General features: G+C 38.9%; 23 protein-coding genes and 1 riboswitch. Of the genes, 7 read left to right on the top strand and 16 right to left on the bottom strand.

The window, feature by feature from the left end:
- Window positions 1-158: 158 nt before the first annotated feature.
- Complete coding sequence (locus ACN6NE_RS16530) at window positions 159-716, top strand: HPP family protein (RefSeq protein ID WP_074894131.1); 558 nt, start codon at window positions 159-161, stop codon at window positions 714-716.
- A gap of 93 nt (window positions 717-809) precedes the next feature.
- Here the strand turns inward: ACN6NE_RS16530 and ACN6NE_RS16525 are convergent, their stop codons facing one another.
- Both ACN6NE_RS16525 and ACN6NE_RS16520 read right to left on the bottom strand, forming a co-directional pair.
- Window positions 810-2,267 carry a zinc ribbon domain-containing protein gene (locus ACN6NE_RS16525; RefSeq protein ID WP_474325999.1) on the bottom strand — a complete coding sequence of 486 codons (1,458 nt, stop codon included), beginning with the start codon at window positions 2,265-2,267 and terminating at the stop codon, window positions 810-812.
- A 64-nt stretch (window positions 2,268-2,331) separates the two neighbouring features.
- A complete protein-coding gene (locus ACN6NE_RS16520; protein ID WP_474325998.1) occupies window positions 2,332-3,237 on the bottom strand; it encodes a zinc ribbon domain-containing protein in 906 nt (301 codons plus the stop codon).
- Window positions 3,238-3,613: 376 nt separating this feature from the next.
- On the opposite strand from ACN6NE_RS16520, the gene ACN6NE_RS16515 reads away from it, so the two are divergent.
- Genes ACN6NE_RS16515 through pcp form a run of 3 tightly spaced genes read left to right on the top strand, consistent with a single transcriptional unit; the run spans window position 3,614 to window position 5,940 of the window.
- On the top strand, window positions 3,614-4,318 hold the full coding sequence (locus ACN6NE_RS16515) for a DUF969 domain-containing protein (protein WP_013055804.1): 705 nt from the start codon (window positions 3,614-3,616) through the stop codon (window positions 4,316-4,318).
- Window positions 4,319-5,284 carry a DUF979 domain-containing protein gene (locus ACN6NE_RS16510; protein ID WP_474325997.1) on the top strand — a complete coding sequence of 322 codons (966 nt, stop codon included), beginning with the start codon at window positions 4,319-4,321 and terminating at the stop codon, window positions 5,282-5,284.
- A 14-nt stretch (window positions 5,285-5,298) separates the two neighbouring features.
- Window positions 5,299-5,940 (top strand): pyroglutamyl-peptidase I, encoded by a 642-nt coding sequence (gene pcp / locus ACN6NE_RS16505; protein ID WP_474325996.1) that lies wholly within the window; start codon window positions 5,299-5,301, stop codon window positions 5,938-5,940.
- A gap of 580 nt (window positions 5,941-6,520) precedes the next feature.
- On the opposite strand, the gene ACN6NE_RS16500 is transcribed toward pcp, so the two are convergent.
- The 3 genes from ACN6NE_RS16500 to ACN6NE_RS16490 form a co-directional block, all read right to left on the bottom strand.
- Window positions 6,521-7,048, bottom strand: coding sequence for a hypothetical protein (locus ACN6NE_RS16500; protein WP_474325994.1), 528 nt, complete (start codon window positions 7,046-7,048; stop codon window positions 6,521-6,523).
- 558 nt (window positions 7,049-7,606) lie between these two features.
- On the bottom strand, window positions 7,607-7,708 hold the full coding sequence (locus ACN6NE_RS16495) for a flagellin (RefSeq protein ID WP_274863981.1): 102 nt from the start codon (window positions 7,706-7,708) through the stop codon (window positions 7,607-7,609).
- A gap of 355 nt (window positions 7,709-8,063) precedes the next feature.
- Window positions 8,064-8,792: a flagellin N-terminal helical domain-containing protein gene (locus ACN6NE_RS16490; RefSeq protein ID WP_129706776.1), complete on the bottom strand. Its 729-nt coding sequence runs from the start codon at window positions 8,790-8,792 to the stop codon at window positions 8,064-8,066.
- 1,129 nt (window positions 8,793-9,921) lie between these two features.
- Window positions 9,922-10,006, top strand: a riboswitch (cyclic di-GMP riboswitch).
- A 23-nt stretch (window positions 10,007-10,029) separates the two neighbouring features.
- Here ACN6NE_RS16490 and ACN6NE_RS16485 point away from each other — a divergent pair.
- Window positions 10,030-11,532, top strand: a complete 1,503-nt coding sequence (locus ACN6NE_RS16485) for a glycosyltransferase family 2 protein (protein WP_474325992.1) — start codon at window positions 10,030-10,032, stop codon at window positions 11,530-11,532.
- A 32-nt stretch (window positions 11,533-11,564) separates the two neighbouring features.
- On the opposite strand, the gene ACN6NE_RS16480 is transcribed toward ACN6NE_RS16485, so the two are convergent.
- The gene (locus tag ACN6NE_RS16480; RefSeq protein ID WP_474325991.1) at window positions 11,565-13,676 is read right to left on the bottom strand and encodes a sensor domain-containing protein; all 2,112 of its coding nucleotides are present in this window, start codon (window positions 13,674-13,676) and stop codon (window positions 11,565-11,567) included.
- A gap of 26 nt (window positions 13,677-13,702) precedes the next feature.
- Window positions 13,703-13,978 carry a PAS domain-containing protein gene (locus tag ACN6NE_RS16475; RefSeq protein ID WP_474325989.1) on the bottom strand — a complete coding sequence of 92 codons (276 nt, stop codon included), beginning with the start codon at window positions 13,976-13,978 and terminating at the stop codon, window positions 13,703-13,705.
- A gap of 206 nt (window positions 13,979-14,184) precedes the next feature.
- Between ACN6NE_RS16475 and ACN6NE_RS16470 the strand changes: the two genes are divergently transcribed.
- Window positions 14,185-14,463 (top strand): hypothetical protein, encoded by a 279-nt coding sequence (locus ACN6NE_RS16470; protein WP_474325987.1) that lies wholly within the window; start codon window positions 14,185-14,187, stop codon window positions 14,461-14,463.
- Window positions 14,464-14,499: 36 nt separating this feature from the next.
- Here ACN6NE_RS16470 and ACN6NE_RS16465 read toward each other — a convergent pair whose 3' ends face one another.
- From ACN6NE_RS16465 to ACN6NE_RS16445, 5 genes are all read right to left on the bottom strand, one after another.
- Complete coding sequence (locus ACN6NE_RS16465; protein WP_129706770.1) at window positions 14,500-15,429, bottom strand: NAD(P)/FAD-dependent oxidoreductase; 930 nt, start codon at window positions 15,427-15,429, stop codon at window positions 14,500-14,502.
- Between the two features lie 48 nt (window positions 15,430-15,477).
- Window positions 15,478-16,122 carry a GTP cyclohydrolase I FolE gene (gene folE, locus ACN6NE_RS16460; RefSeq protein WP_013055793.1) on the bottom strand — a complete coding sequence of 215 codons (645 nt, stop codon included), beginning with the start codon at window positions 16,120-16,122 and terminating at the stop codon, window positions 15,478-15,480.
- Window positions 16,123-16,179: 57 nt separating this feature from the next.
- On the bottom strand, window positions 16,180-18,711 hold the full coding sequence (locus ACN6NE_RS16455; RefSeq protein ID WP_474325985.1) for a putative bifunctional diguanylate cyclase/phosphodiesterase: 2,532 nt from the start codon (window positions 18,709-18,711) through the stop codon (window positions 16,180-16,182).
- Window positions 18,712-18,990: 279 nt separating this feature from the next.
- Entirely contained in the window at window positions 18,991-19,164 is a 174-nt protein-coding gene (locus tag ACN6NE_RS16450; protein WP_474325984.1) for a hypothetical protein, read from the bottom strand.
- Between the two features lie 83 nt (window positions 19,165-19,247).
- Complete coding sequence (locus ACN6NE_RS16445) at window positions 19,248-19,472, bottom strand: hypothetical protein (protein WP_474325982.1); 225 nt, start codon at window positions 19,470-19,472, stop codon at window positions 19,248-19,250.
- Window positions 19,473-19,781: 309 nt separating this feature from the next.
- On the opposite strand from ACN6NE_RS16445, the gene ACN6NE_RS16440 reads away from it, so the two are divergent.
- Entirely contained in the window at window positions 19,782-20,774 is a 993-nt protein-coding gene (locus ACN6NE_RS16440; protein ID WP_474325980.1) for a DUF3231 family protein, read from the top strand.
- Window positions 20,775-20,922: 148 nt separating this feature from the next.
- Here ACN6NE_RS16440 and ACN6NE_RS16435 read toward each other — a convergent pair whose 3' ends face one another.
- The 4 genes from ACN6NE_RS16435 to ACN6NE_RS16420 all read right to left on the bottom strand — a co-directional run bounded on the left by ACN6NE_RS16435 (window position 20,923) and on the right by ACN6NE_RS16420 (window position 25,341).
- Window positions 20,923-21,561 (bottom strand): SdpI family protein, encoded by a 639-nt coding sequence (locus tag ACN6NE_RS16435; RefSeq protein WP_129706728.1) that lies wholly within the window; start codon window positions 21,559-21,561, stop codon window positions 20,923-20,925.
- Window positions 21,562-21,825: an autorepressor SdpR family transcription factor gene (locus ACN6NE_RS16430; protein ID WP_013082079.1), complete on the bottom strand. Its 264-nt coding sequence runs from the start codon at window positions 21,823-21,825 to the stop codon at window positions 21,562-21,564. It lies immediately after the preceding gene.
- Between the two features lie 105 nt (window positions 21,826-21,930).
- Window positions 21,931-22,104: a Fe3+ hydroxamate ABC transporter substrate-binding protein gene (locus ACN6NE_RS16425; protein ID WP_474325978.1), complete on the bottom strand. Its 174-nt coding sequence runs from the start codon at window positions 22,102-22,104 to the stop codon at window positions 21,931-21,933.
- A 207-nt stretch (window positions 22,105-22,311) separates the two neighbouring features.
- The gene (locus ACN6NE_RS16420; RefSeq protein ID WP_474325976.1) at window positions 22,312-25,341 is read right to left on the bottom strand and encodes an efflux RND transporter permease subunit; all 3,030 of its coding nucleotides are present in this window, start codon (window positions 25,339-25,341) and stop codon (window positions 22,312-22,314) included.
- Between the last annotated feature and the right edge of the window lie 75 nt (window positions 25,342-25,416).

The raw sequence follows: 25,416 nt of genomic DNA, 5'->3' as shown, positions 1-25,416 counted from the left end.
CCGCCTTTTTTCGTTCATCAAAAGTATTTCCAATAAAAAAAGATATTTTTCCTCTTCCAGTAATCCTTCTTTTCTTATAAACTAACTTAATATAGCAGATGTTCTGACATACAACTTGACAAACAACTTTTACTTACAAAAGAGAAAGGAAAGAAGAAATGCAAATTGAAAAAAGTTTCTCTCAAACAAAAAGCCCCTTTCTATCTTACTTAAGCTCTTATGCTAAAAAGATGAAAGGAGAACTAAAAGAAGAACCGAAAATTAATTATAGAGATGCGGTCGTTTCTTCAATCGGAGGCTTAATTGCGATTATTATCAGCAGCGCGATTGCACTAGCGCTTGGTTATCCAATGGCGCTTGCTCCGATTGGCGCGAGCTGCGTACTTGTTTTCGGGGCACACAAAGGCCCTTTATCACAGCCTCGCCACGTGCTTGGAGGGCATTTGCTCGCAACCGTTTCTGCACTTATTATCTGGAGTTTATTTCATCGAAGTCTCATCACCATAGCGATTGTGCTTGCCTTCGTTCTTATTTTAATGATTCTTACAAAAACCGTTCATCCTCCCGCTGCAGCTAGCGCGATTGTCGCAATTAATACTCAGGCAGGCTGGGGATACTTAGGTATTATTATGATTTGTGCATGTGTAGTTGTACTGATTTCTACCGTGTATAATAATTTATTTCAAGACCGGCAGTATCCCAGGTATTGGGTTTGATATATAAAAAAGACGTCTTCTCATGGAAGACGTCTTTTTTATTTGTTTTTACCTACTAAGTTGTTTGCTTTTTCAAAGTCTATTTATCAGCTCTTACTTTACTTCCGTTGAACGAATAAGCTGATAAACTCCCAAACTTCCATCAGATAATTCTTTTACTTTATGAATACTGTTGAATTTTTTGTACTTAACAGATCCATCTCCGTACGAAATATCATACTCTTCTGTTGTATATACTTTATACATAGAGTCATCAATTTTCGTTACTCTATTTACGTTAAAGCTTAATAAATCTTCTGTTATTCCTTTTTTGATTAGGTAAGCTGTATAGTCTTTTTGTTCCTTGTATTTTGGTCCGTTAGAATCGATATAAGGCTCTGCAATAGAGAAGTCTCCACTGTTAATTGAGGAAATTGTAGCGTACATATATTGTTCAATAAAATTAGACACTTCGCTAGTAGATACTCCAGAATCAGCTTTTGAACCTTGGTCATCCGATTGTTCTTCCTCAGAAGGAGCTGATGCTTTTGCCGTAGCTTCTGTCGTATTTTTTTCATCAAAATTAAGCGCCACATCTTCCATGCCTTTTTTAATTGATACTTCTTCCGTTTTCTTTTCTCCGCGTTTTGCATATAGTTTTACTGAACCGTCCATTGGCAGCGGACCTAAATAATCAATATCGCCAATCTCTGTTTTTGTATCTTTGCCATTAACGAACAGGGTCGCGTCATCATAATCTGAAGAAACGTATACCGCATGATCTGACCAATCAAATTCCACGTTCACATCTTCTCCGTTGGTGGCTTCAATCTCTTGTTCGTTTTCAACTTTTCCATAATCATTTTGCACTTCACCTTTTACGGTATGCGTACCAGGTAAAAATGGACCAATCTTTTTAGAGGAGTCACTGCTTACTGTTCCAGCTTTTTTTCCGTCAATATATACCGCTGTCGCATCTTCTGTAGACTGAACTTTTGCATATACAGGGTTTACTTGTACCGTGTAGTGATCAAAGATTCCCCATTTCTTTCCGTCTTGTTCTAGCTTTGCGTATGAAGAGTGATCTTCGCTTGGGACTCCCGCTTCAAGCGCTCTGCTATCTGCCGCTAACCCTTCAGAAATTGATTTCATGACATCCGGATTTTCATGCAAATATGTAATAAATGATTTTGTTTGCTCATCGTTGGCTTCTAGTTGAATTTGACCATCATTTACATATTTTTTTACTTTATCAACATCATTGCCCTTTACTGAAGCAATAAATTTTTCTGACACGGCTTTAGGCGCCATCATTGTTTTATCTATTCCGTAATAAGCGCCGCCAAATATAGCAGCTGCTGCTATAACTGAAATCGTTATAATCTTTGGTTTTTTATTCGGAGGTTTTACCGATTCTCTCTCTTCCTCTACTGAAGCTGATGCGGGTTCTACGTAACGCTGTGTTTTTGCTCCTTGGCTAGAAGTCTCTTTTCTTTCGACGGGATGTCCACACTCTGGACAAAATTCATACTCATTTGTTAACTGATGGCCACACTCTCTGCAATATCCCAATTTCTACACTCCTTTTTTATAATGGTATGAAAAAGCACCGCTGTACACGATGCTTTCTGTCGACTTAAAATAGATCATTCAATTCACTGCTGTTTCCCATTCTTGTAATAATGGTTTTGACTTCTTCTCCTAAGCCATTCGCAATGAACGTCAGCACAATCGTAATGACTACATATACAATAAGAGTGCTATAGATACGATCAAGCCCATTTGTTCCGCTTTGCTTAAAGCTAGCAATCGTAAATGGAACCACAAGGAAAATACTCAGCAAACCAAAATTCATAAAATAAGAGAAGTATTCAACATGGAGAAATGCCAGTACAAGCCCCATTAAAAGAAGAGCTGTTGGAATAATCAAAAACGTGCCAAAGCGTGAGAAAAATTCTTTAAAGGAAACGTCTACTTTTCCAAACTTTGCTGCAATATATGTAGCTCCAATAATAACTGCGAGTCCAATAAAAATGAGAATTCCTTGCTTAAAGACAAAATCGGTAAAATTGAAATGAATAATGCTATTGATATCTGTAGCTTTTATCAAATCAGCGCCCGTATTAAAATCCTCCAGGTCAGATGGAGCCATCTCTTCACTGATAATAGGCAGTTTGAACATGCTTCGAACAAATTGAATCAACAATAGCTTCCAGCCCACATACAGCATAATAGGTATACTAAGAGCATAAAGAATGACTGTGATAAGAGCATTAACGAATTGGCTTTCGCCTGCTGCTTGTGCTGTAGCTGTTGGATTTTTAATTCCTTCTGCAAAATAACTAAAAAATGATTTTGACACTTTTTTCGCCTGACGGACACGCTGATTAGGCTGTTGAGGCGCATACGCTGGTTGCGGCTGAGACTGATATTCAGATGTTGCTGCCGCCTGGCTGACAGCTGCCTCTTCTTGTAATTTATGACCGCATTTCACGCAAAACTTCCCGCCATCATTAAAATGGCCGCAATTTGAACAATTCAAATGCTCCTTCCTCCTTCAATATATTGTTTAAAATATAGTTATATAGATTTACCTATATGTAATCTATATAATTCTATATTCATACCTTTTAGCATTATACACCATTTTTGGTATTTCAGGAGAGGTGTTTTCAGCAAATCAGCTTAAAAAGTTTCTGCCCAAACTTCTTCGCAAAATTCTCTCTTTTATTTCTACATGCATGTTGTATATAAACCTTCTTTTTATGCTTTTAGTTCACCAATATAACTATTTTATGCTTTAACTATCTTGTTTTAATTTTCAGAATTGTTTATACTCAAAACATCTTTGTTTTTTTAGAAAAGCAATGGAGGTGAATTTACAGCACAATTTATACATAATCAAGGGGGATTTTTTTATGTTGAAATTAATTGGGGTTTTGTTAGTGGCAGTGGGATTTTTATTTCGTCTAAATACACTGCTCGTGGTGACTGTTGCAGGCATCGTGACGGGTCTTGTATCAGGCTTGTCACTGCATGAAGTGATTACAATGTTCGGCCAGTTCTTTGTAGATAACCGCTATATGTCTATGGCTATTTTGCTTACTCTTCCTATCTTTGGCGTGTTGGAAAAATACGGGTTAAAAGAACAAGCGGAAGTGCTGATTAAAAAAGCCAAAAACGCTTCTTCTGGAAATGTTTTACTTATATACCTTTTCATCCGTGAAATCTCGGCCGCAGTAGGCTTAAATATCGGCGGACACGCTCAATCCGTGCGTCCGTTAGTTGCACCTATGTCTGAAGGAGCAGCTCGTGCAAAATACGGAGAGCTTCCGCCTAAAGTAAAAGAAGATATTCGCGCTCATGCAGCAGCAGCTGAAAATACAGGCTGGTTTTTCGGAGAAGATATCTTTATCGCAACGGGTGGAATTCTCCTAATGAAAGGATTCTTTGACTCCGTAGGCATTCATGTTGACGTCTGGGATATGGCGCTTTGGGGTATTCCTACTGCAATATCAGCTTTAGTAATCAGCGCTATTCGTTTCCGTCAATTAGACCGACGTATTCACAAAAAAATGACGAAACACAAACCAACATCATCTTCAAAGACGGAGGCGAGCTAAATGAAAAGCATCCTGACACTTGATACGATTTACTACTTACTCGGTATTATTGTCGCTTTTATCGCCATTCGAATTGTACGTGACCCTAACCATCCTAATCGTTTAGGATCTTCCCTATTCTGGGCGCTGTTTTCCATTACATTTTTATTTGGCAACGTGATTCCGCCTTTTTATGTAGGGTGCTTAGTTATTATCATGGTGCTGCTTGCTTCGTTTAACCGCGTGACTAAATCCAATGAAGCGGAAACACCCGCTGAAGAACGAGTGGCTCACGCACGAAGATTAAAAAACAAAATCTTTTTACCAGCTTTATTTATTCCTATTTTTACGATTATCGGTACCCTTCTTTTTGGCAAAATTAAATTTGGAAACTGGTCGTTAATTGATCCAGAAAAAGTCACGTTAATTTCACTGGCAATCGCTGCTGTGATCGCGTTTATTGCTTCAATGGGTGTCACCAAAGCAAAAATGGACGTGCCTGTTAAAGAAGGAAGCCGCTTGCTTCAAGCCGTCGGCTGGGCAGTTATTTTACCGCAAATGCTCGCAGCGCTTGGCGGTATCTTTTCAAAATCAGGCGTTGGAACAGTCGTTTCGGATTTTGTAAGTGACGTACTGCCGACTAACTATGCGTTTGTTGCTGTGCTTGCTTACTGTTTGGGAATGCTGCTATTTACGATTGTCATGGGAAATGCCTTTGCAGCGTTTGCCGTTATTACTGGAGGGATTGGACTTCCGTTAATTGTACATATGCACGGAGGAAATCCAGCAATTATGGCAGCTCTTGGCATGTTTGCTGGCTACTGCGGCACGCTTCTTACGCCAATGGCAGCAAACTTTAATATCGTTCCTGCTATGCTGCTTGAACTAAAAGACAAAAACGCTGTGATTAAAGCACAAGTTCCGATTGCGCTATCTGTTTTTGTTGTGAATACGCTATTAATGTACTACCTTGTATATCACTTTTAAAGGAGACTAGTAGAATGACAACTATATTACTAACCGGCTTTGAACCGTTTGAAGGTGAAAATATTAATCCGTCCTTAGAAGCTGTAAAAGTTTTAGACGGTGTAGCTGTTGAAGATTATCACATTGTTGCTAAGCCTCTTCCTACTGTGTTTGGTGAATCAATGGCAAAGCTTCATACGTATATAGAAGAAATTAGCCCTTCTATCGTCATTTGCGTTGGACAAGCAGGCGGCAGAGAAGGAATTACGGTCGAACGCATTGCCATTAACGTAGACGACGCGCGAATTCCTGACAACATCGGTCAGCAGCCTATCGACCGCCCTATTATCAAAAATGGCCCTGCTGCATACTTTTCGACACTGCCAATTAAAGCCGCTGTCGAAAACTTGCGCCAAGCAGGCATTCCAAGCAGCGTCTCACAAACCGCTGGAACGTTTGTCTGTAACCACGTGTTTTACGGACTTATGAACATGATTCAAAACTGTTGTATTAAAGGCGGATTTGTTCATATTCCTTATCTGCCTGAACAAGCCGTGAATCATCCAGGGAAAGCGAGTATGTCGCTGGATTTGATTGTGCAGGGGCTGCTTAGTGTGGTGAAAACTACGATTTTGGTTGAAGAGGATGTTGTGGTTTCGGGTGGTGCTACGCATTAACTCAATAATTTTTTCTTAATAAAAACCTGAACCTTACTCCACTTGTGAGTAAGGTTTTTTTACTAAAAACAGCTCTTTATATTTGTTAAATGTCTTAACTATCTTGGTTTTTAGTGGGAATTTGATACGATATCTTTCGTTCCCATATTAAATTACCTCCTTTATTTCTCTGCAACCTATAGCATAGTTCTGTTAATTGATTCATAGTTAGGCCTGTAAATTGCCTGCATTCGTATAATAGGCGCAACTCATTTTGTTCTAATTGGATTTGATAACTCTTTCTCTTACAATCAGTATTATCAATGAAGAATTGGTGTTTAAAAAAGTGGTGATAAATAACCCTATTTTGCAATTGAGATAAAAGTTCAGGTAAATAACTAAGGATGTGTCGTAAATCTTTTGTAGGTAAAGTTACAGGAATAGTCAGCGGTAGAGTAATAGTCGTTCTTTGATTTAATTGAAACGATGGTGGTTTATTTTTAGGTATATTAATCTTTCGAGACATACATGGATGAATAAACTCTCTAACTAAGCTGAGAAAGTAGAGAATTTGCTTTTGGTCATATATCACTAGTCTGTTTTAGCTATCTAAAGAAAATGAAAGATGTAAATTTGTAAAAAGAATTTCAATTAACTTTTTATTTTCTTGGTTACTAAAGCTATTTGTAGAAAGAATAATCTTCCTGATAGTAGAATTACTAATTGTTAAAGAACCATCATCTTGATACCACCATGCCAAAGTTAATGGTGAAAAATGAGCGTTTACAAATTCCAGTGGTAAAACTTTTTTGCCTTTGGGATACCAAACTTCTCTTAGTAGCGTACTGATTTCTCCTACTTTCGATTGTGTGTAGTAGCTTTCGCTGTATCCAGCTTTTAATCGTTGATCTATAACCTTTCTATACTTAGGAAATGACAATTCAACACGATCTTTTAATTGCTCATAACACCAAAAGACCCACTCTTTATCTTTTAAGCAATGGCTAAATCGAAACCTAGGCTGGCGTCCTTTTTCAATAGAAATATTTCCATCACCTAATAACTTGCCTACTATCATACACAGTTCATTGTACGGAATTAGCTCTCTCAACCGGTTTTCTGCATTCATTTATCTCACCACCCTCAAATAGAAACATTTGTTCTATTTTAATTTAAATTTTATATTTTTTCAATATTTAGAAATACAAACGGATAAAACACCTTTTTTTCAAGCTATTCCAGCGTTGTCGCTCAAAAAAGTTCTAAAAAAATAGGCCCCAGCAAAATAGCTAGGACCTTTTCTAAATAATTTAAAATTAACGAAGAAGTTGTAATACTCCTTGTGGTTGTTGGTTCGCTTGCTTTGCGACTGTATCTTTCGATTACAGAATAGACTATATCTTCATCCATGTTTTTCATGGAGCTGGGCACTTCGAACAGTTTTCACTGCCCTACGAGATTCATAGTCATAGTTTTTACCTTAGACCGTATTCTCTAGTCGTTGAACCTTCTCCAGAGTTTCCTCACAGAAGCTTGGCTGCTGATTATCCATTGTTTTATCTTCATCATTTTCAAACCATCACGCTTACCGTTTGCAGTTCCGTTGTGGTTGATAAAGCTTTAGGAAGTTCCAGCAATTCACCCAGTTATACTCTAGCTCGTTACTAAGCTAGACGCCCTTTAATCATTATCTCAAAAGTTGTAATACTCCTTGAGGCATCTGATTAGATTGAGCCAACATTGCTTGTGATGCTTGAGACAGAATTGAATTCTTCGTTTGTTCCATCATTTCTTTCGCCATCGTGCGAACATTTACTTTCATAAATGACCAGACTATATCTTCACCCTATTATATCAGTAGGGGTCGGGCACTTCGGATTCACAATGCTGATGAACATTGTTTTACCTACGGATTTCATCATCTTGAGCTTGGCTTTTAGATGGTCTATCCTAGTCGTTGAACCTTCTCCACTCTTTCGAGACAGGAGCTTGGCTGCTGATTGCCCAATCTTTTCTTTTTTCACACCATCACGCTTGTCGTTTTCAACTACGTTGTGGTAAGAAAAGCTCTAAGGGGTTTCCAGCAATTCACCCAATTATAATCGCTAGCCGTTACCAGCTAGGACGACTGTGCTTGTCACTGGCTATGCAGCTAAAGCATAATCTACGTCACGAACACGAGATTCTGCTGCAGTTAAATTTTCTGAAGCATTATTTAAGTTATTAATTGTATGATCTAAACGATTTTGAAGCGCGCCTAGATAAGAACGACCTGAAGATACAGACTCGATTTGAGATTGAACAGCTGTGATAGCATCGTTAGCACCAGTTTGTGTTGAGATATCAAGCGCAGATACTGCAGTATGAGCATCGGAAAGATTTAGTCCAGTAGTTGTAAAATCAACGACGATTGTCTGATCTGCATCTGCTCCAACCTGAATCTTACCATCTGTATCTGAACCATCTAATAATTTTTTTGTATTGAACGTTGTGTTATCTTTAATACGCCCAATTTCAGCAGACAGTTGATCAAATTCGTCTTTTAAAGCTGTACGATCCGCTGCTACATTTGTATCACTTGAAGCTTGAACTGCTAGTTCACGTTGACGTTGAAGTATATCATGAACTTCGTTAAGTCCACCCTCTGCTGTTTGAAGCATAGAAATGCCATCTTGCGCATTCTTAGAAGCCATATCCAACCCACGAACCTGCCCTCTCATTTTTTCCGAAATTGCAAGACCTGCAGCATCATCCGCCGCACTGTTAATACGAAGTCCAGAAGATAACTTCTCCATTGATTTTGATTGTGCATTGTTTGCATTGTTAAATTGACGATACGTATTCAACGCCGTAATATTGTGATTAATTCTCATTTTCCTTTACCTCCATATAATTGGTTTTACTTCTTGGTTACATCCTTGTATTCAAGAAGCCCCTCACTTAATAATTAATTAAGTGAGGAATGACAGTAATCAAACATATACCTCTAGGAAATATGTTCATACTATATATCGACATTGGGGGTAAGTTGTTTACACTCTATTTTTATTTTTTTAGAATTTTATTGATGCTGTTGCTAGAGATAGACTCTATTTGAATACTTTTTAAAAAATCATTTACTCCTTCTCTTTTAAAAACCTCTCACATTTTTGTTAACTATAAACTAGTCTTATCTTACATTCTAGACAAGGTATGTATCATCAACGCCTAAAGTATAGGCCCTCTTGCATGATAAACCATCCACAGACAATCGCTTCTTTAAACAACATTTACCTTTACTGTTTACTATCTGACAACCTGTCAAGCTACCAATATGTTTCTTCAGTAAAGGGCAATAGTGCTATCCATATATAGATAGAAATAGTTGGCGTTTTTAGGAAGGTTTTTAATAAAAAAATGAATGACAAACCTGAGTAAATAGCCTGGTGGCACTTGTTTAAATTTGTGCTCGTCTTCCATAAGAAGCTGATCTTCTCCTGATTTTTTATCTTTAACGGAAAACTGGATGCCGAAAAGGTCTACGCTTACCAAATCTTCACAAACGTTTTAATCGTGACTCTTGCTGAAATTTTATCCCTATCTTGTTTTTACTTTCTTGCGTTATTTTATAAGTAGCATGTTCAACCTTTGAGCCTTAACTATATAATAGAATTCCTCTTTCTAAACGCTCTGCTTTCGTTATATCTTCTGGCATGGTTTGGGTATCTTCACCAGTATCATCAGCAGTTAATTTGCTACCCTTTGCTTCTATTCCTTTTTCTTCATCTCCTGCTATTTATTTTCTGAAGTAGCGATTAAAAAGCCCGTTGGAAAGCGTTTCTTTCGAGAGCAATTTACTATGTATCTACTTTGTAAGCGCAAGTAATCATCGAAATTTGTCGAATCTTTTTTAGGGTAATTCAACCTATTTTTATGGTAAAATCTAAAAAATACATTCGTTATATAGTATTATTTTAGGTATTTTGTTCTTTAAACGGAACGAAGAGTAGTGAACTTAACTTGTTCAGTCAAAGGCAAACCAGTCGAAAGGCTGGGACGCAAAACCTCAGGTCTAAGGTCATAGGACTAGGACGGCTGGGTTTCCTGATACATCAGGAGGTAAAGGAAAACATGAACAATCAGCGTGTCGTTACTGGAAGTATTGGAGCTTCGTATATGAGGCCGCGCATCGTGGCTTTTATTCCGGCGCACAATGAAGAAAAATCAATTCGTGACTGCTTGGCAGGTTTAGGCGATCAGCTTCTTCCGAATAATGTGGAGCTCGATGTATTTGTGATTGCAGATAACTGTACGGACCGCACAAAAGAAAAAGCGGAGCTGGCTGGAGATGAATTTGACTTAAATGTAAAAGTACTTGTCACTGAAGGCAATAAACAACGAAAAGTCGGCGCGTTAAATACGGTTTGGAAAAAGATATATGGAGATACGCTAGATTTATATAATACGACGCTGACGAAATATCAGCAGCTGTATAAAGAGTCGATTAAAGCGATTTTAGGGATGGATGCAGACAGCCGCTTAGCTCCAAAAGCACTTATTAATTTATGGGAAGATTTAATGACGTCGCGAAACATCGGCGGCGTGATGGCAAAATATACGATGAGAATGCCTAAAAAGAAAAGCTCGCTTTCAAAAGATGATGTCCATTACGAGGAAAAGCTCGCAAGCAGCGAGTACGGCGGACCGGTAGCCAGGTGGTGGACACACCAGCAAAAGCAGGATATGGCGAGCTGGCTGTTAGATCTTCAGTATCACGGCGGAAGCACGTACGTACTCGGCGGTCAGGCTACGCTGTTTCGCCCTGAAGCGCTTCAAAATATAGTGGAAGAAAATAAGCTTGACGGTCCTTGGCAAAATGACAGCGACGTTGAGGATATGCTGCTGACGTGGCAGCTGCAAAAGTCCAATTGGAAAACGTTAATCAGTCCAGGCGCTCGCTGCTTCGTGGACTCGATGAGAAGCTATCATACGTACCGTGAACAGCGTAATAAATGGAAGTCTGGAACCGTTGATTTACTGACAAACGGAAACTTGGACGTGAGAACCAAGCATAAAGGAAAGCTGTGGCGTTCACAGATCAAGACACTATGTGATTTACTTATTCGCCTGCTGTTTATTTTATTGTTATCGGCTGCGCTTGCGACCGATCAATTTTACTGGTCTTGGCTTTGGGTGATTCCAATTGCGTTAGCTTCTGTGTTAAATATTATGCTCGCTGTCAAAACGCCGATGCACAGGCCGATTGATGTGATACTGGCCGGTCTTTTGATTAGTCCGGAGATTTATCTGTGGGTGAATTTAATTACGTTTAGTCAAGTATGGCTAGAGAGACTTGCCGCTAATAAAAAAGACGGCTGGGCAAATCAATACAACGCAGAAAACGGGAAAACGCACAGTAAATTAGGGCAAGGGATTTTAACGGGCTTTGCATTTACAGGAATGATTGTGGTACTATGCATTTATTTCCGTGACTACTTAACGAGCCCTTCTGTACAGCAAGCCATTTATCCGTACTTAATGAACGGCTGGATCTTGCTGACGTATTTGACCATCTATCAGTCTCTTTATATGTTTTACCAAATTTGGACGCTTCGAAAACCTATTCAAGCGTAAAAAAAGTGATGTCTCGTTAAGACATCACTTTTTTATAGAAATCGCCTCTTTAAATATTCTGCGATTTTTTGATGAGCAGCCGGCTGACTGACAATATAGCCTTGAATAAAGGAACATTCGTGTCTTTGTAAAAAGGCGAGCTGCTCTTTTGTTTCAACGCCTTCTGCAATCACTTTCATGTTAAGAGCATGAGCTAAGTACAAAATGCTTTTTGTAATGGCCTGCTGCTTTCCTTTATCAGTCGCGTGTTGAATAAATGTTTTATCGATTTTGAGTGTGTTAAATTCGAAGTCTTTTAAATGTGATAACGAAGAAAAGCCGGTGCCAAAATCATCTAAAGCAAACGTTACGCCAATTTTCTTTAATTCATCCATGACTTTTTTTACGTGTTCTTCATACTGAATAATGGAGCTTTCCGTCACTTCAAATTCAATGAATGAAGGATCGATGTTGTAATGAGCTAACGTTTGTTGAACGTGCTCTACAAATCCGCGTTTCAGCAAATGTTTAGACGAGACGTTAATCGAAACGGGCACGGTTTGTAATCCTTGATTCTTCCACTGCTGCAGTTGCTTGCACACATGCTGGATTACCCAGTCGCCGAGTTCAATAATTAAATGAGTTTCTTCTGCTAATGGAATAAAGTCTTCCGGTGATACGCGTCCCCATTCCGGATGATTCCAGCGAATTAACGCTTCGATACTATCAATCTCTCTGCTGTTTGTATGAACCATTGGCTGATATTCAATAAAAAATTCATCTTGAAGAAGTGCGTTGCGCAGTCCTTTTTCCAGGTGGTAGCTTTTATACGTCTCGCTGTCCATTAACGGAGAGTACAGCTGCCAGTCGCTTCGTCCGACTTCTTTTGCACGCCGCATAGCAAGGTTAGCATTCGTTAGTAGCATCTTTGCATCTTCACCGTCATGCGGGTAGATGCTGATTCCTATACTGGCTGTGACGTAAAGAGAAAAGTCGTCAATGGTAATTTCTTTTTCGATTTCTTGTAAAAGAGCAGCAGCTAGATTTGGACATTCATTTATGTGTTCAAGAGATGAAAAACAAATCGCAAGCTCGTCTTCTCCTACTCTAGCTAGTATTACATTTGGGGTTACGAATTTTTTCAATCGTTTAGCGATGCGCTGCAGCAAACGGTCGCCTACGTCGTGGCCTAATGTATCATTAATATGTTTAAAACGATCCAGTCCTAGATAAAAGACCGCTAATGAATCTCCATCTTTTCTCATCTGTCGAATGAAGTTTTTTAATTTCTTTTCAAACTTTCTCCGATTCGGTAAGTTCATCACATGATCATGAGTCGCAAGATATTCAACTTGATCCATATACTTTTTTTCTGCAGTAATATCTTCAATAATGCCATCTATACGCACCAGCTTGCCATTTTCGTCAAGCGTGGGAATGCACCGATCTTTTACCCATTTCATCTCACCTGTTTTTGTGTAGATTCGATACTGCTGACGAATTGTTTTTCCTTTTTGTAATTGATGCTGCCCTTTTGCCACAGCTGGTTTATCTTCTGGGTGAATAAAGCTTTCCCACAGATCTCTATTTCCTAAAAATTTAGCCGCATCTTCTCCGTAAATGTTGCTAACACCGTTTGAACATACAATCATTTTATTACGCTGTACATCAACGGACCATATTCCAGCATCCAAATTGTTGTAAATCGTTTGAAACTGCTGTTCTTTTTGCTTTAATTCATTCGTACTTACTTTCGATTCGGTAATATCGTGCACAACGCCAATCAGCTGTACGATGTTTCCCTGGTCATCTGCTACCGCATCCGCTTGTTCAAATACCGTACGTTCTTCACCGTTTGGCCGCAGCATTGTATATTCAATTGTGTAGCTTCCTCCCGTCGAAAGTGCCTCCATAACGGCTTTTCCTAATCTTTTTTGGTCACAGCGATTGACGAATTGAAGAACGTTCTTTAAAGAAGGAGTAAAGTGCTGATTAGGATTTAATCCGCAAATATTATACAGCTGAGGCGACCAATAGCTTTTATCTTCCCGCACATCGTAATACCAGCTTCCTACATTCGCAAGCTTTTGCTCCATTTTTAAATGCGTTTCTAATTTAGAAATGTGATTAGAGCGCTCTTGTTCTTTTGAATCATCTCGGCACACGGCGTAGACTCCTGCTACTTGCTCAATTACGATAATAGTTTTGTGTTGTGATTAATCGTCGTCGAAAACTGAACTTTTTCCCCTTGTAAAGCACGTTGAAAGAAATCTTGTGCCCGCTGTTGTTTCGACGTATGTATAAGAGCTGTCAGCTGCTGGCTTTTTTCTTTATGCTCGTTTCCCGTTAGCTTGAAGGCTGCTTCGTTGCTAAACATGATATCGCCTTCACAGTTGATAAAAAAAATACCTTCACTGTATTCTTTTAAAAGCTGCGTATTCAAACGATCAAGATGTTTCATGATCATGATCGACTGCTCCTTCTCCGTGTTTTTATCCGGCAAAATCTCATGGCGCCTCCTTTTATCTATTTCTTTTATATTATTATAAGCTATATTTGACATATATTTCACCCTACTTTCCCCAATTGAGGAACACCTCAGGTAAAGATAGCTGAAAACGTTTTTAAAGTCTTTTTAGTTTGGTAAAATAAAACATATAAAGGAGGGATAGCGTGACTCAAAGTGCTAAAAAATTTAACTTGTTTTCTAGAGGTTCTTTTCAAACCGCTACTTTTCTACTTCTTTTCTCGCCTCTTTTTACTCGTTTGTTTCAGCAGAACGTCTGGGCGTACATAACGGTCGCTTCTATCATTATTCTTTTTAATTTCATTACCGAGTGTATTCTAGTAAAAAGAATCAGCGCTGCGCCTAAAAACTACATTGCTTTTTTCCAAACGATTTGTCTGCCTGTGAACATACTTCTGCTATGTTTTTTCTACTATGTTACGTAAAAAAGCATCTATCGATTTGATAGATGCTTTTTGATATTATGACTTTTTCAAAAGACTCGATACATACTTGGCTACAATCGCTCCTTGACCGGCTGAAGAGCTGATACTAGAAAACAAGGGAGTTGTGCACGCGTCTCCAATTGCATAAATAGATGGGTTGCTGCTTTGATGCACTTCATTGATGACGATGAGCCCGCTTTGTGTAGTGGTGACTTTTTCTTTAATAAGTTCAATATTGGGCGCTACGCCTAGTCTAATCAGCACTGCGTCTACTGATAGGTTCTGGCATTCAGTGTTTTTACTCTTTAAATCGATCGATGTGACGTAATGCTTTCCGTGGACAGCTGTCACTTCGGTATCTGTCATGACTTTAACACGGGGGTTGGAAAGAACTTTTTTAACGTATTGCTCTCTTGCTTTAAAATGCGTAGAACGATGAATCAAATATACTTGTTTTGCTTGTGATGCTAAAAGATGTGCTCCTTCAAAAGCCCGGTCTCCTCCGCCAATGAGAGCAACTGTTTTACCTTTTAGCCGTTCCCCGTCTGCCGAGGCAGAATATACTTCTCCTCGGTCAATCATTTGCTGCTCACCAGGCACTCCAAGCTTTCGCTGACTAGAGCCCGTTGCTAAAATAAGATACGTATAGCCAAATTCCTTTTCTGTTTCTTGCTGCTTTACTTTTACTGTTTTAGAACGTTCGTCAATGGAAATTACTTTTGTATTCACTTCATATAAGCAGTCCATATCGATAAAATGCTGAACCATTTTACGCTGCATCTCAATTCCATTTTCCGCTTGTATTCCGGGATAATCAATAATCTCATTATAAATCGTAAGCAGCTGTCCGCCTAACTGGGCTTGTGCTTCAAGAAGCAAGCACTCAACGCCTAGCCTTTTACACCACACGGCAGCAGAGATACCAGCGGGCCCTCCGCCAATAATCAGTACGTCAACATGTTGCATACAGCTCACCTCGCTTCTGCTTCTCAGCTTATATGGCTTTTTGTTTTTTTACATTTGTCGCTGTAAAAGAGATAAAAATTCTCCTCGAACCTCTGGTTTTTCCATAAATGTTCCTCGAACGGATGAAGTGGCTGTAGAAGCTGAAGACTTTTTAATTCCTCTTCCGCACATGCACATATGCTTAGCTTCAATAATCACCATAACTCCTTTCGGCTCTAACACTTCTTCGATTGCATCTGCAATTTCATTTGTTAGACGTTCTTGAACTTGGAATCTCTTTGCATATCCTTCTACCGTACGAGCGATTTTAGATAAACCTGTAATTTTTTTATCCGGTATATACCCAACGTGAGCAACGCCAAAGAACGGCGCAAAGTGATGTTCACACATTGAGTGAAATTCAATATCTCGTATTAATACCAGTTCATTGTGATTCACATCAAATGTTTTTTCCAAATGAGCTTTCGGATCTTCTCGGTAGCCTTCCGTGTATTCTAAAAATGCCTTTAACACGCGGTACGGCGTCTCTTCAAGGCCGTCTCTTTCCGGATTGTCTCCGCATAAATCAATCAGCTCTTTCACCGCATTCATAAATGTGTCAGCTTGACCTATCTTTTTATCTATTTCAGTTGAATTCGTTCCTAGTGTTTCTAAAAATTTTTGAGCAATTAAATTTTGTGTACTTAGTGCCATCTTTTTATGTCCTCTTCCCTTTTCTTAGTAAGTTTATTTTCAAATGATGGTTTTGCTTCAGCTATTTAAAAACGCTGCTTCAAAATCTTTTGCAGCAAGAGGCTTGCTAAACAAGTATCCCTGCATATGAACACAGCCATTTTTCATTAAAAACGCTTTTTGATATTCTTCTTCTACACCTTCTGCGATTACCTGCAGCTTTAAGCTTTGAGATAAGCTGATAATCGCCTGCGCAATTTCACTGTTTCTGTAATCTTCTTGAATATCCTGGATAAAAGACCGGTCGATTTTCAAACAATCGATTGGTAATTTTTTCAAATAACTCAACGAAGAATATCCGGTTCCAAAATCATCGATAGAAATTGATATACCATATTTCTTTAACAGATGTAAAGCTTTAATCGTTTCTTCCGCGTTCATAAGCAATGTACTTTCCGTAATTTCCATTTCAAACCATGTAGGATCAAACCTATGGAGCGAAAGAAATTGCTGTATTTCATTAACCAACACAATCGGATCTTGAAATTGCCGCGGAGAAAAATTAACCGCTAGCGTCATTTTTTCGTTTCGATCCTTGTTCCACCTACTGACTTGAGAACAAGCTTTCTTCATGACAACTTCCCATAGAGACTGAATCAAACCCGCTTCTTCTGCTATAGGGATAAATGCTTCTGGAGAAACAAATCCAAGCTCTGCGTCATTCCAGCGAACTAATGCTTCTACGCCGGTTATTACATTGCGCTTCGCTTCTATCTTCGGCTGATAGTAAACGTCAATATCGCCTTTTTGAATCGCTTTTCGCAAGCGCGTTTCGATCTGAACTTTTTCAGCTTGTTTTTTATTTAACGAGTCATGATAAATACTTACTTTACTGCCGCCTTGTCTTTTTGAAGCATACATGGCGACATCCGCATACGTAATAAGCGTATCTAAATTCGTAGAATGCTCGGGATAAAAGCTTAATCCGCTGCTTATACTGACGAACACTTCATCGTTGTCAATGTAGCAGGGCTGTTGAACATACGCAATGATCTTCTCGGTGATACGTTCAACTTCTTCCGGTGTAAAATCACTGAATAAAATGACAAACTCGTCTCCTCCTTGCCTTGTAAGAAAGCTGTTAGCAGAAGGCAGACATTCTTTAATACGGTTAGCTATCAGCTGTATAAGCTGATCTCCTTTTGAATGCCCTAGCGTGTCATTAATATCTTTAAACCGGTCTATATCCATAAATAACACGGCTACGTGACGAATGGACTTTTCCTTCGACTCAATTAAGCGCCTGTTTAATTCTTCTTTAAAATATCTTCTGTTCGGCAATCCTGTCAAAAAGTCGTGGTACGCATGATACTCACTTTCTTCCTGACTTTTCTTTAAATCGTCTACATATGTTTTTAAAAAGTGAGAAAGGTGGTTTATATTTGCCACAAGTCCTCCCAGCTCATCTTTTCTTCTTGTATTCAGCACCTTGCCGAAATTGCCTTTGGCGATTTGATTTACGTGCTCCATAATATGTTTAATTGGCCGCGTAATCGATGTAGAGAAGACAAAGCTGATAATAAGAACAAGAAGAATGAATGGAAGAGACAACAGTAAATGTTTGATTAATTCTTGCTGCAGCTCTTTTTCAATAAGCCCGTAGTCATACACTACGCCTATTACGTAAGCTGGAGAGTTTTTTTCTTTAATCGGCACCAATGTCTTTAGTACTTTTTTATGGTTAATTTCGGCAGTATAGCTTTGTGATTTCCCTGTTTTTAAAGCCTTTTGAATAGACTTTTTATCACGTTCGGTATTTCGGTACGTGTATATTCCGTACCAAATCGGCTGATCTTTTATTTTAATATATTTATTGCCGTTTAAGTATACGTTTTGATTTCTTTTTCCGAAATTTTTGGGGTTAAAAACGGTTAGTTCAAGAACACCTTCCAGATTTTCTGTAAAGCGGTTCATCACGTTCGTAGGACCAAACCTTTTTTCAAAATCCAGCACGTGCCGATCACGGAAATAAGGATCAATAATATAATTAGTAGACCCGTCGTAATAATAACCCCATTTGTCAATGTGATTAGGGTTACTAGAAGCTACTTCAATCGGACCGCTCCAAAAGTGAGGTAGAGTCAATCCTTTTTTGGTAGTAACCGGGTGCTGAGAAAGCAGCTGCTGAAAAGATGTATACCAATAGCCCCACTCTTTTGTAGACATATTGATTTCCTTAGGGTCAGAAGATTTTACGCCTATAATATCGTCTCCTGCAGGAGCTAATAATGTAATATGAGATATCATTAGTTTTTTAGCTAACTGTTTTAACTCGTCATTGCTGATGTCATGGTAATCAGCAGGCAAAGACTGTTGAATCGCAATTGAAGCCGTTCGTAATTCTTGTGCCATCCGATCTTCCATATAGGAAGCACTATTTTTAGAATTTTCGACTTCGTACGCAATTTCTTCTGTGACCAGCGTGATTTCCTTTTGATTAAACTCTGTTAATCTATTTTTTGATCGAATGTAGTGCAAAGTGTTATTAGCTAGTAGAATACACAATACCAGCAAAGTAAAGAACACCGACAACTTTTTCTTTATCGACACTAGTGATGGCCTCCTGTTTAAAGAACTGATCCGACAGTTTTAAAACCCGCTTATGTGCTCTAGGTTTTCATCGGATACTATTCTTCAATTTCCACAAAAAGAGAATGAACTCATACAAAAAACCAACCGCTTTGGTTGGCTCTATTCTTAACTAATCATAAAACATATTAAATACATACTTTTATTTACATGGGTAGAACAAATTTGTATTCTTATAATATTTTAACTGCTTTTTTCAAAATATCAATGCGTAAAATTTAACTTTCTTTATCCTTGCTGCTACTTCTTAAACTTCTTCAAAATCCGGTGATACCAGTAAATCCCGGCTCCCGTCAATAAAAGAATAGTTCCCCACTGATGCGGTAAAAACTTCAGCAGCCATATGGACACCATAATAGTCGCTACCGTTAAGTTACTCAGCCACTGTTCTAGACTTAGCTTTTTCTTATTCACGATCACCGCCACATAACCAATGGGTGGCGCAAAAAAACACAGAAGCATCAGAAATTTTTCTGAACGGTACCAAGGCTGTTTTTTCATTTTCGCTTGCTTTCATCGCTTCTATTTAAAATAAACTGATAGCCAAACATCACAATAACCCCTGTCCAAAACATCGAGAGCGACGATACTAACTCAGTACCATTATAGGCATAAATCGATGTATTCACAAACAGCAGGAGTAAAAGTATATAAAAACCTGCCGACACAGCCTTATTCCAATTTTGATGCTCCTGCTTAGAGGCATCTTTAAAAAACTTCATCGAAACTCTCCTTTTACATCTCATACATCACTTATCGATTTAGGAATTCTATCTTTATGTTAGCATACTGGGTGGTTTTGGAAAATAGATAAAGAAAATTGTTAGAGTATAGAGTTGAGAAAAATTCTTTTGATAGTTCTTATTCATAACAGTAAAACGAAAAAACAATGTTTCTCTAGACGTATACCCTAGCCGTTATTTTCTTTTTCCAAATTGACCTGTGGAATAATTTAACACACCCTTGTCCACACTATACTTATCTGTTTTTTCATAGATACATAACATTTTTATAGATAGGAGGAAAGCCAATTGAACGCAGAAAGCAAGCGTTTGACTTCAACTGAAATAACGAGTCTATGCACGCAGTATCACCAGGATACGCTGGCGATCTGTGTAGCGAAACACGTCCTTGCAACCGTGACGGATACTGATATTCGGTCGCTGTTTGCCTTTTCGCTAAAGTTATCTGAAAAGCATATTGAGATATTGACTGCCATTTTTCGGGCCGAACATTTTCCGCTGCCCAACGGATTTACCCATGAAGATGTGGACTTGCACGCACCTCCACTTTTTACAGACTCGTTTTGGCTGAAGTATCTTCACGACATGACGATTCACGGCTTGGCAGGATACGGCATTTCATTTAGCGTGTCAGTTCGCCGAGATCTTCGAGATTATTATCATCAGTGTAATTTAGATGCGATGGAAGTATATAATCGGTCGCTCGACCTGCTTTTAGAAAAAAATCTTTATGTGCCGGCTCCTTATTTTTCAAACCCGAAAAAACAAGAGCCGATCACAGATTTGTCTTACGCTCTTGATTTTGTAGGGAAGCAGCGTCTTTTAAACGCAAATGAAGCCGGAAATATTTATTTTAATTTACGCAAAAGCATGGTATCCAAAGCTCTTTTAATTGCGTTTAAACAAGTAAGTAAACGAAAAGATGTACGGAAAGTAATGGAGGCAGGGCTTGATGTAGCACACAAGCATATTGAACTTTATTCTGCAATTATGCACGAAGAAAACCTTCATACACCTCCGCTTTTGGATAATGAAATCACAACGTCCACGCACGCGCCTTTTTCAGAAAAGCTAATGACGTTTCACGCAGGCGCAATGTTTAAAGTAGCCATTACCTATTACGCAACGGCAATGCCTACCAGCATGAGGCTTGATATTGTCGGGCACTGTGAAGCGTGCATTTTAAGAGATTTAAAAGTAGCGGGGCGATGCAGTGAAGTGATGATTAAAAACGGCTGGATTGAAAAGCCGCCTGAAGCAAGCGATCGTAAGCAAATGTAAGTTTTTTCATAGCAGCTCTTGACCTGAAACGCGTTTCATACTTTATTCTGTATTTATTCCCATCAGCCGGCGTGACACGAACGGTGGCGTTACGGCTGATATGTTATCCATAAAAAAATCCGGTATGTTCACCGGATTTTTTGTATGCTTACATATTCATTTCTTTTTTATACGCCAAGTACGAATACAGGTAAGGAATCGCCACGCACAGAACGATACTACCCCACATGATAACTGACTTGTATCCATCAGGTAAAAAAGCGCTAATGAGGATTAGCAGTCCGCCGATAAAAAAGAGCTTTCCTGATAAACGATGCGTCTTTTTCCATACGGTTTCATTGCTTAGCGTCCACGGTGTACGAATCCCCATAAAATAATTAGAGCGCACGCGCTGCAAGTAGTTTCCAATAATGATAAAAACGAGTCCAGCCATAATTGGAGCAATGTACGACATCGGCACGTTATAGCCAAGCCCCTGTAAAATAGTGCTCATATTTACAAAAAAGAATAATAGCAGTACGGCGTTTAACACGATGTTATACGTTTTTGAAAAGTACTTATAATTTTCTTTACGCGGGTCAATTCGCGGAACAAATGCGATTACAAAATAAATAAGTACCATGATTCCTACTGTTAAGATCATTGCATTTATCTTCGTTGCAAATCCGTCTGCTTCTCCATTCGCTCCCCAGTGAATGGGCATCGTAGCTGGAAGGTGCGGCAGTGCAATCAGCCATGCAACCAGTGTTAAAAGGGTAATGCCTAAAGGAAATACGTGCTTTTTCATTTAACTCTCTCCTTTCTGAAAGCTGAAAAACCAGCCGATTAAATCTTGAAAAACGGTTGTATTTAACGAATAAATCACAAACTGCCCTCTTTTTTCATCTTGAACGAGGTCCGCTTGCTTCAAGATTTTTAAATGATTTGAGATGCTTGGTTTGGTCATATTAAAATACTCGGAAATTTCTCCTGCGGTTAAATCCCGCTCTTTTAGCAGCTCTAAAATCTTTCTGCGAGTGGGATCCGCTAAAGCTTTAAACGTTTCATTCAATTGAAGTTCATCTCCATCATATTTAAGTATTTAGATAATTATCTAAATATTAAACTATAAAATATAATATGTCAATATTTTGAAAAGAGAACACCTGCATTTGACTCATTTTTTTGTTGCTTCAAAGCAGTCCATGCATACAAACTGCGCTTCTTGATGTAGAAAAGCTTTAATTTCGTTCATGCCTCTTTTACTTGGATACTTCATTCGCATCCATACTTCTTCATTCGGCTGAATTTCTTTTTGACAAACAGAACACTGCTCTTTTATTCCGAACATACTACCCCTCCGTCCCTTTGTATAACTATACGTTTTACTAGCCAAAAGGTTTCATAAAAAAGATCCTGGGATGTAACCAAACCAACCCTAGCTAGAAGCAACTACAGATATGAAACCTACGTTCATTCTACTAATAAAAAACTCCGAACGATTCATCGTTCAGAGTTTTTTCATCTAACATACTTATGTCCTAGCCTCTTTTAAACATTATAGCAGCGTTATGTCTTCCTGCTGTTTTTGCTGTATTCTTTGCTTTTTCGATTTTCTGAAATGAAGCAGTTCATATACAACCGGAATGACTACAAGCGTAAGAAGAGTTGCAACGGCCAATCCTCCGATTACAACGACTGCAAGACTTTGAGAAACAAGGCTTCCGCTTTCGCTTTGTTTAAATAAAAGCGGCAGCATCGCACAAATCGTAGCAGCAGACGTCATGACAATTGGACGCATACGCGTAGCGGCTGCTTCAACAATCGCATCGCGCATAATCATTTTCTTTTCATTTTGCTTCACGCGGTCTAATAGTACAATGGCGTTCGTCACAACGATACCAATCAGCATCAGTGCTCCAAGTAGAGCTGTTACGTCTACTGGAATGCGGCTGATTAATAACCCTAAAACGGCACCAATCGCTGCAAGCGGAAGCGAAAATAAAATCGCAAACGGCGTGCGGATTGTTTTAAACGTAATCACCATAATTAAGAACACAATACCAATCGACACAAGCATTGTAATGAACAAGTCAGAGAAGTCTTCTCCTTGCTGAGTACTTGCTCCTCCAATTACAACGTCCACATCTTTTGAAATGGAGAGCCCTTTACTCTTACCGTCTCCAAAAATGGTTGTTTGAATGTCTTTATTAATCTCTGAAAGCTTTTCTGGATTGACATCCGCCGTTATTTGAATATACGGGTCTCCATTTTTATGAAACTGATTTGTTGGCTTTTCAGCTTGCGTTAGCGAAGCCACTTTTGAAACAGGCGACGGTCCTGTCTCTGTCATAATAGAAATATCTTTTAACTCTTTTGGTGATGTTGGATTTAGGACAGATTCAAGAAGGACATTTGCTTGCTTGCCTTCTAAATCTATCGCTCCAATCGGCGTTTTATTCAGCATAACACCAAGCTGCTGCGCTACTTGCTGCGTATTCGCTTTTGTTGGATCCACGTCTAAGGAATAGATTGTTTTCTTTTCGTCTTGATTTGTAGAAACTTTATCTACTCCTTTTATATCGCTAATTTCTTTCTTAATGCTGCTTGCCGTCTTTTCTAACTTGTTCATATCGTTTCCAATCACATCAACGGTAATCGAAGTAGTGGAAGCTCCCATTAGTGAAGCAGCACTTACGCTAAGATCCCCTCCGTCATAGAGTTTCTTTTGATTTTGGATTCGTTTCATTAGCGAATCAATGTTTTCACTGTCTTTTACGATAATCGTATACGTAGCTTCAGTAGGCGAACCAACGTCTCCCCACTTGGCTCCTTCGTCCGTATTACCAAGCTGCATGTATACCTCTTTTACTTCTTTTTGAGCTAAAATATAGCGTTCAAGCTGCAGTGATTTTTCTTCTACGGTTTTAATTGGCGTGTTATTTGGATAGCTTAACGTTGTGCCTACAAAGTCAGATGAAGAGTTATCAACCGCTCCTTTAGGCATCATCGTGTACGCGCCAATAGATCCGACAAATAAAAGCAGCGAAAGCAGAAGCACAACCCATTTATGATTCAGTGACCACGTAATGACCTTTGTAAAACGAACCGGCTGCTTGTGCTTGCGAAGTTTTTCATTTTTTAATAATCCTGCACTCATTAACGGCACAACGGTAAGCGCCACAATTAATGAAGACAGCAGCGAATACGTCAGCGTTAGAGCAAACGGAAGCATAAAGTCCTGAAGCCCTCCGTTTACAAGGCCGATTGGTAAAAAGACAGCTACTGTCGTTAACGTAGAAGCGGTAATAGCAGAACCCACTTCTTTTGTCGCATCAATAATCAGTCCAAGCGAAAACTCTTCTTTTTGCATTTTCCGGAAGATGTTTTCAATGACAACGATACTATCATCCACCAATCTTCCAATCGCTACCGCTACTCCTCCAAGCGTTAAAATATTGAGCGTGACGCCTGATTTGGATAATAAAAAAAGCGTAAAGCAAAGCGATAACGGAATGGATACAATTGTAATAAACGTAGAGCGAACGCTGCGTAAAAACAGCATGATTACAACGGTTGCAAAAAGTGCGCCTAGCAACACTTCTTTCATCATTGAATGAACAGAGTTTTGTACGCTGTCCCCTGTTGCAAAAAATACAGAAGCATTTACATTGTTATAGTCTTTGTTAATTTGCTGAGACAGTTTTTTTACTTCTTTTGTAATGCTAACGGCGTTTGAGTGACTGTCTTTTGTAACAATAAGTAAAAGTGCATCTTTTCCGTTAATATGCGTGACGACGCCTTCAGGCTTTTTCACCTCTACTTTTGCAAGATCGCCTAGCGTTACATTCGGTGCAACCGGCAGCTTTTTCACTTTATCCAAGCTGTCAATTTTACCAGTTACGTTGATGTTGCTCGACTTGTTATTAATGACTTTTTCTCCAACTGCAAGCGACGTGTTTTTTCCTTCTAACACGCTGATGACTTTATCAATGGTCACGTTCTTTTGTGACAATTTTTTATTATCAACTTTAATAGACACGTAGGAATCCGCTGTTCCATACGTTTGAACACTCGCAATGCCTTTAACGTCTTTATATTTAGGGATCAGTTTTTTCTCTGCAAGATCCAGGTTGTCTCTTGTTAATCCTTCTTTAAATGTGAGTGAAATATCTGCGATGGGAATCATTGAGGTATTTAATTGAATAACATTAGGCTTTGATACGCTGGCTGGAAGCTGCACCGAAGACAGCGCTTCTTGGACGTTTGTTTTTGCTTCTTTCATATCCGTTTTGGATTCAAATGAAATATCGATTTTGGAATAGCCGTCTCCCGTGGTCGAATACACGTTGCTTTTTCCTTTAACACCGGCTACCGCTTCTTCAATCGGTGACGTAACTTGTTTTTCCATGGAGTCCGCATCCGTTCCTTGCCCCATAACCACTACTGACACTTGAGGCTGATCAGCCGTCGGCAGGAATTCCATCGGAAGTGTAAAATAACTAATGACTCCTAAAGCTAAAATTAAAATAGACATAATGGTGATAGCCGCTTTATTTTTAAACGACCATTTGGTGAGCCAAGACATGAAATTTCCCCTTTCACTTTTTCGTACAAACTTAGCCAAACATTTCTAAAATATGCTAAATAACTACTAAATTAT

It is taken from the genome of Priestia sp. 53B2 (assembly GCF_056099005.1).
The sequence above is the reverse complement of the archived record's forward strand: the minus strand, read 5'-3'. Positions and strand labels throughout refer to the sequence as shown.

Coding starts and splice junctions, on each gene's coding strand:
- ACN6NE_RS16530 (WP_074894131.1), top strand. CDS start 159: ATGCAAATTGAAAAAAGTTTCTCTCAAACAAAAAGCCCCTTTCTATCT.
- ACN6NE_RS16515 (WP_013055804.1), top strand. CDS start 3,614: ATGTTGAAATTAATTGGGGTTTTGTTAGTGGCAGTGGGATTTTTATTT.
- ACN6NE_RS16510 (WP_474325997.1), top strand. CDS start 4,319: ATGAAAAGCATCCTGACACTTGATACGATTTACTACTTACTCGGTATT.
- pcp (WP_474325996.1), top strand. CDS start 5,299: ATGACAACTATATTACTAACCGGCTTTGAACCGTTTGAAGGTGAAAAT.
- ACN6NE_RS16500 (WP_474325994.1), bottom strand. CDS start 7,048: ATGAATGCAGAAAACCGGTTGAGAGAGCTAATTCCGTACAATGAACTG.
- ACN6NE_RS16495 (WP_274863981.1), bottom strand. CDS start 7,708: ATGATGGAACAAACGAAGAATTCAATTCTGTCTCAAGCATCACAAGCA.
- ACN6NE_RS16490 (WP_129706776.1), bottom strand. CDS start 8,792: ATGAGAATTAATCACAATATTACGGCGTTGAATACGTATCGTCAATTT.
- ACN6NE_RS16485 (WP_474325992.1), top strand. CDS start 10,030: ATGAACAATCAGCGTGTCGTTACTGGAAGTATTGGAGCTTCGTATATG.
- ACN6NE_RS16475 (WP_474325989.1), bottom strand. CDS start 13,978: ATGATCATGAAACATCTTGATCGTTTGAATACGCAGCTTTTAAAAGAA.
- ACN6NE_RS16465 (WP_129706770.1), bottom strand. CDS start 15,429: ATGCAACATGTTGACGTACTGATTATTGGCGGAGGGCCCGCTGGTATC.
- folE (WP_013055793.1), bottom strand. CDS start 16,122: ATGGCACTAAGTACACAAAATTTAATTGCTCAAAAATTTTTAGAAACA.
- ACN6NE_RS16445 (WP_474325982.1), bottom strand. CDS start 19,472: ATGAAGTTTTTTAAAGATGCCTCTAAGCAGGAGCATCAAAATTGGAAT.
- ACN6NE_RS16435 (WP_129706728.1), bottom strand. CDS start 21,561: ATGAAAAAGCACGTATTTCCTTTAGGCATTACCCTTTTAACACTGGTT.
- ACN6NE_RS16425 (WP_474325978.1), bottom strand. CDS start 22,104: ATGTTCGGAATAAAAGAGCAGTGTTCTGTTTGTCAAAAAGAAATTCAG.
- ACN6NE_RS16420 (WP_474325976.1), bottom strand. CDS start 25,341: ATGTCTTGGCTCACCAAATGGTCGTTTAAAAATAAAGCGGCTATCACC.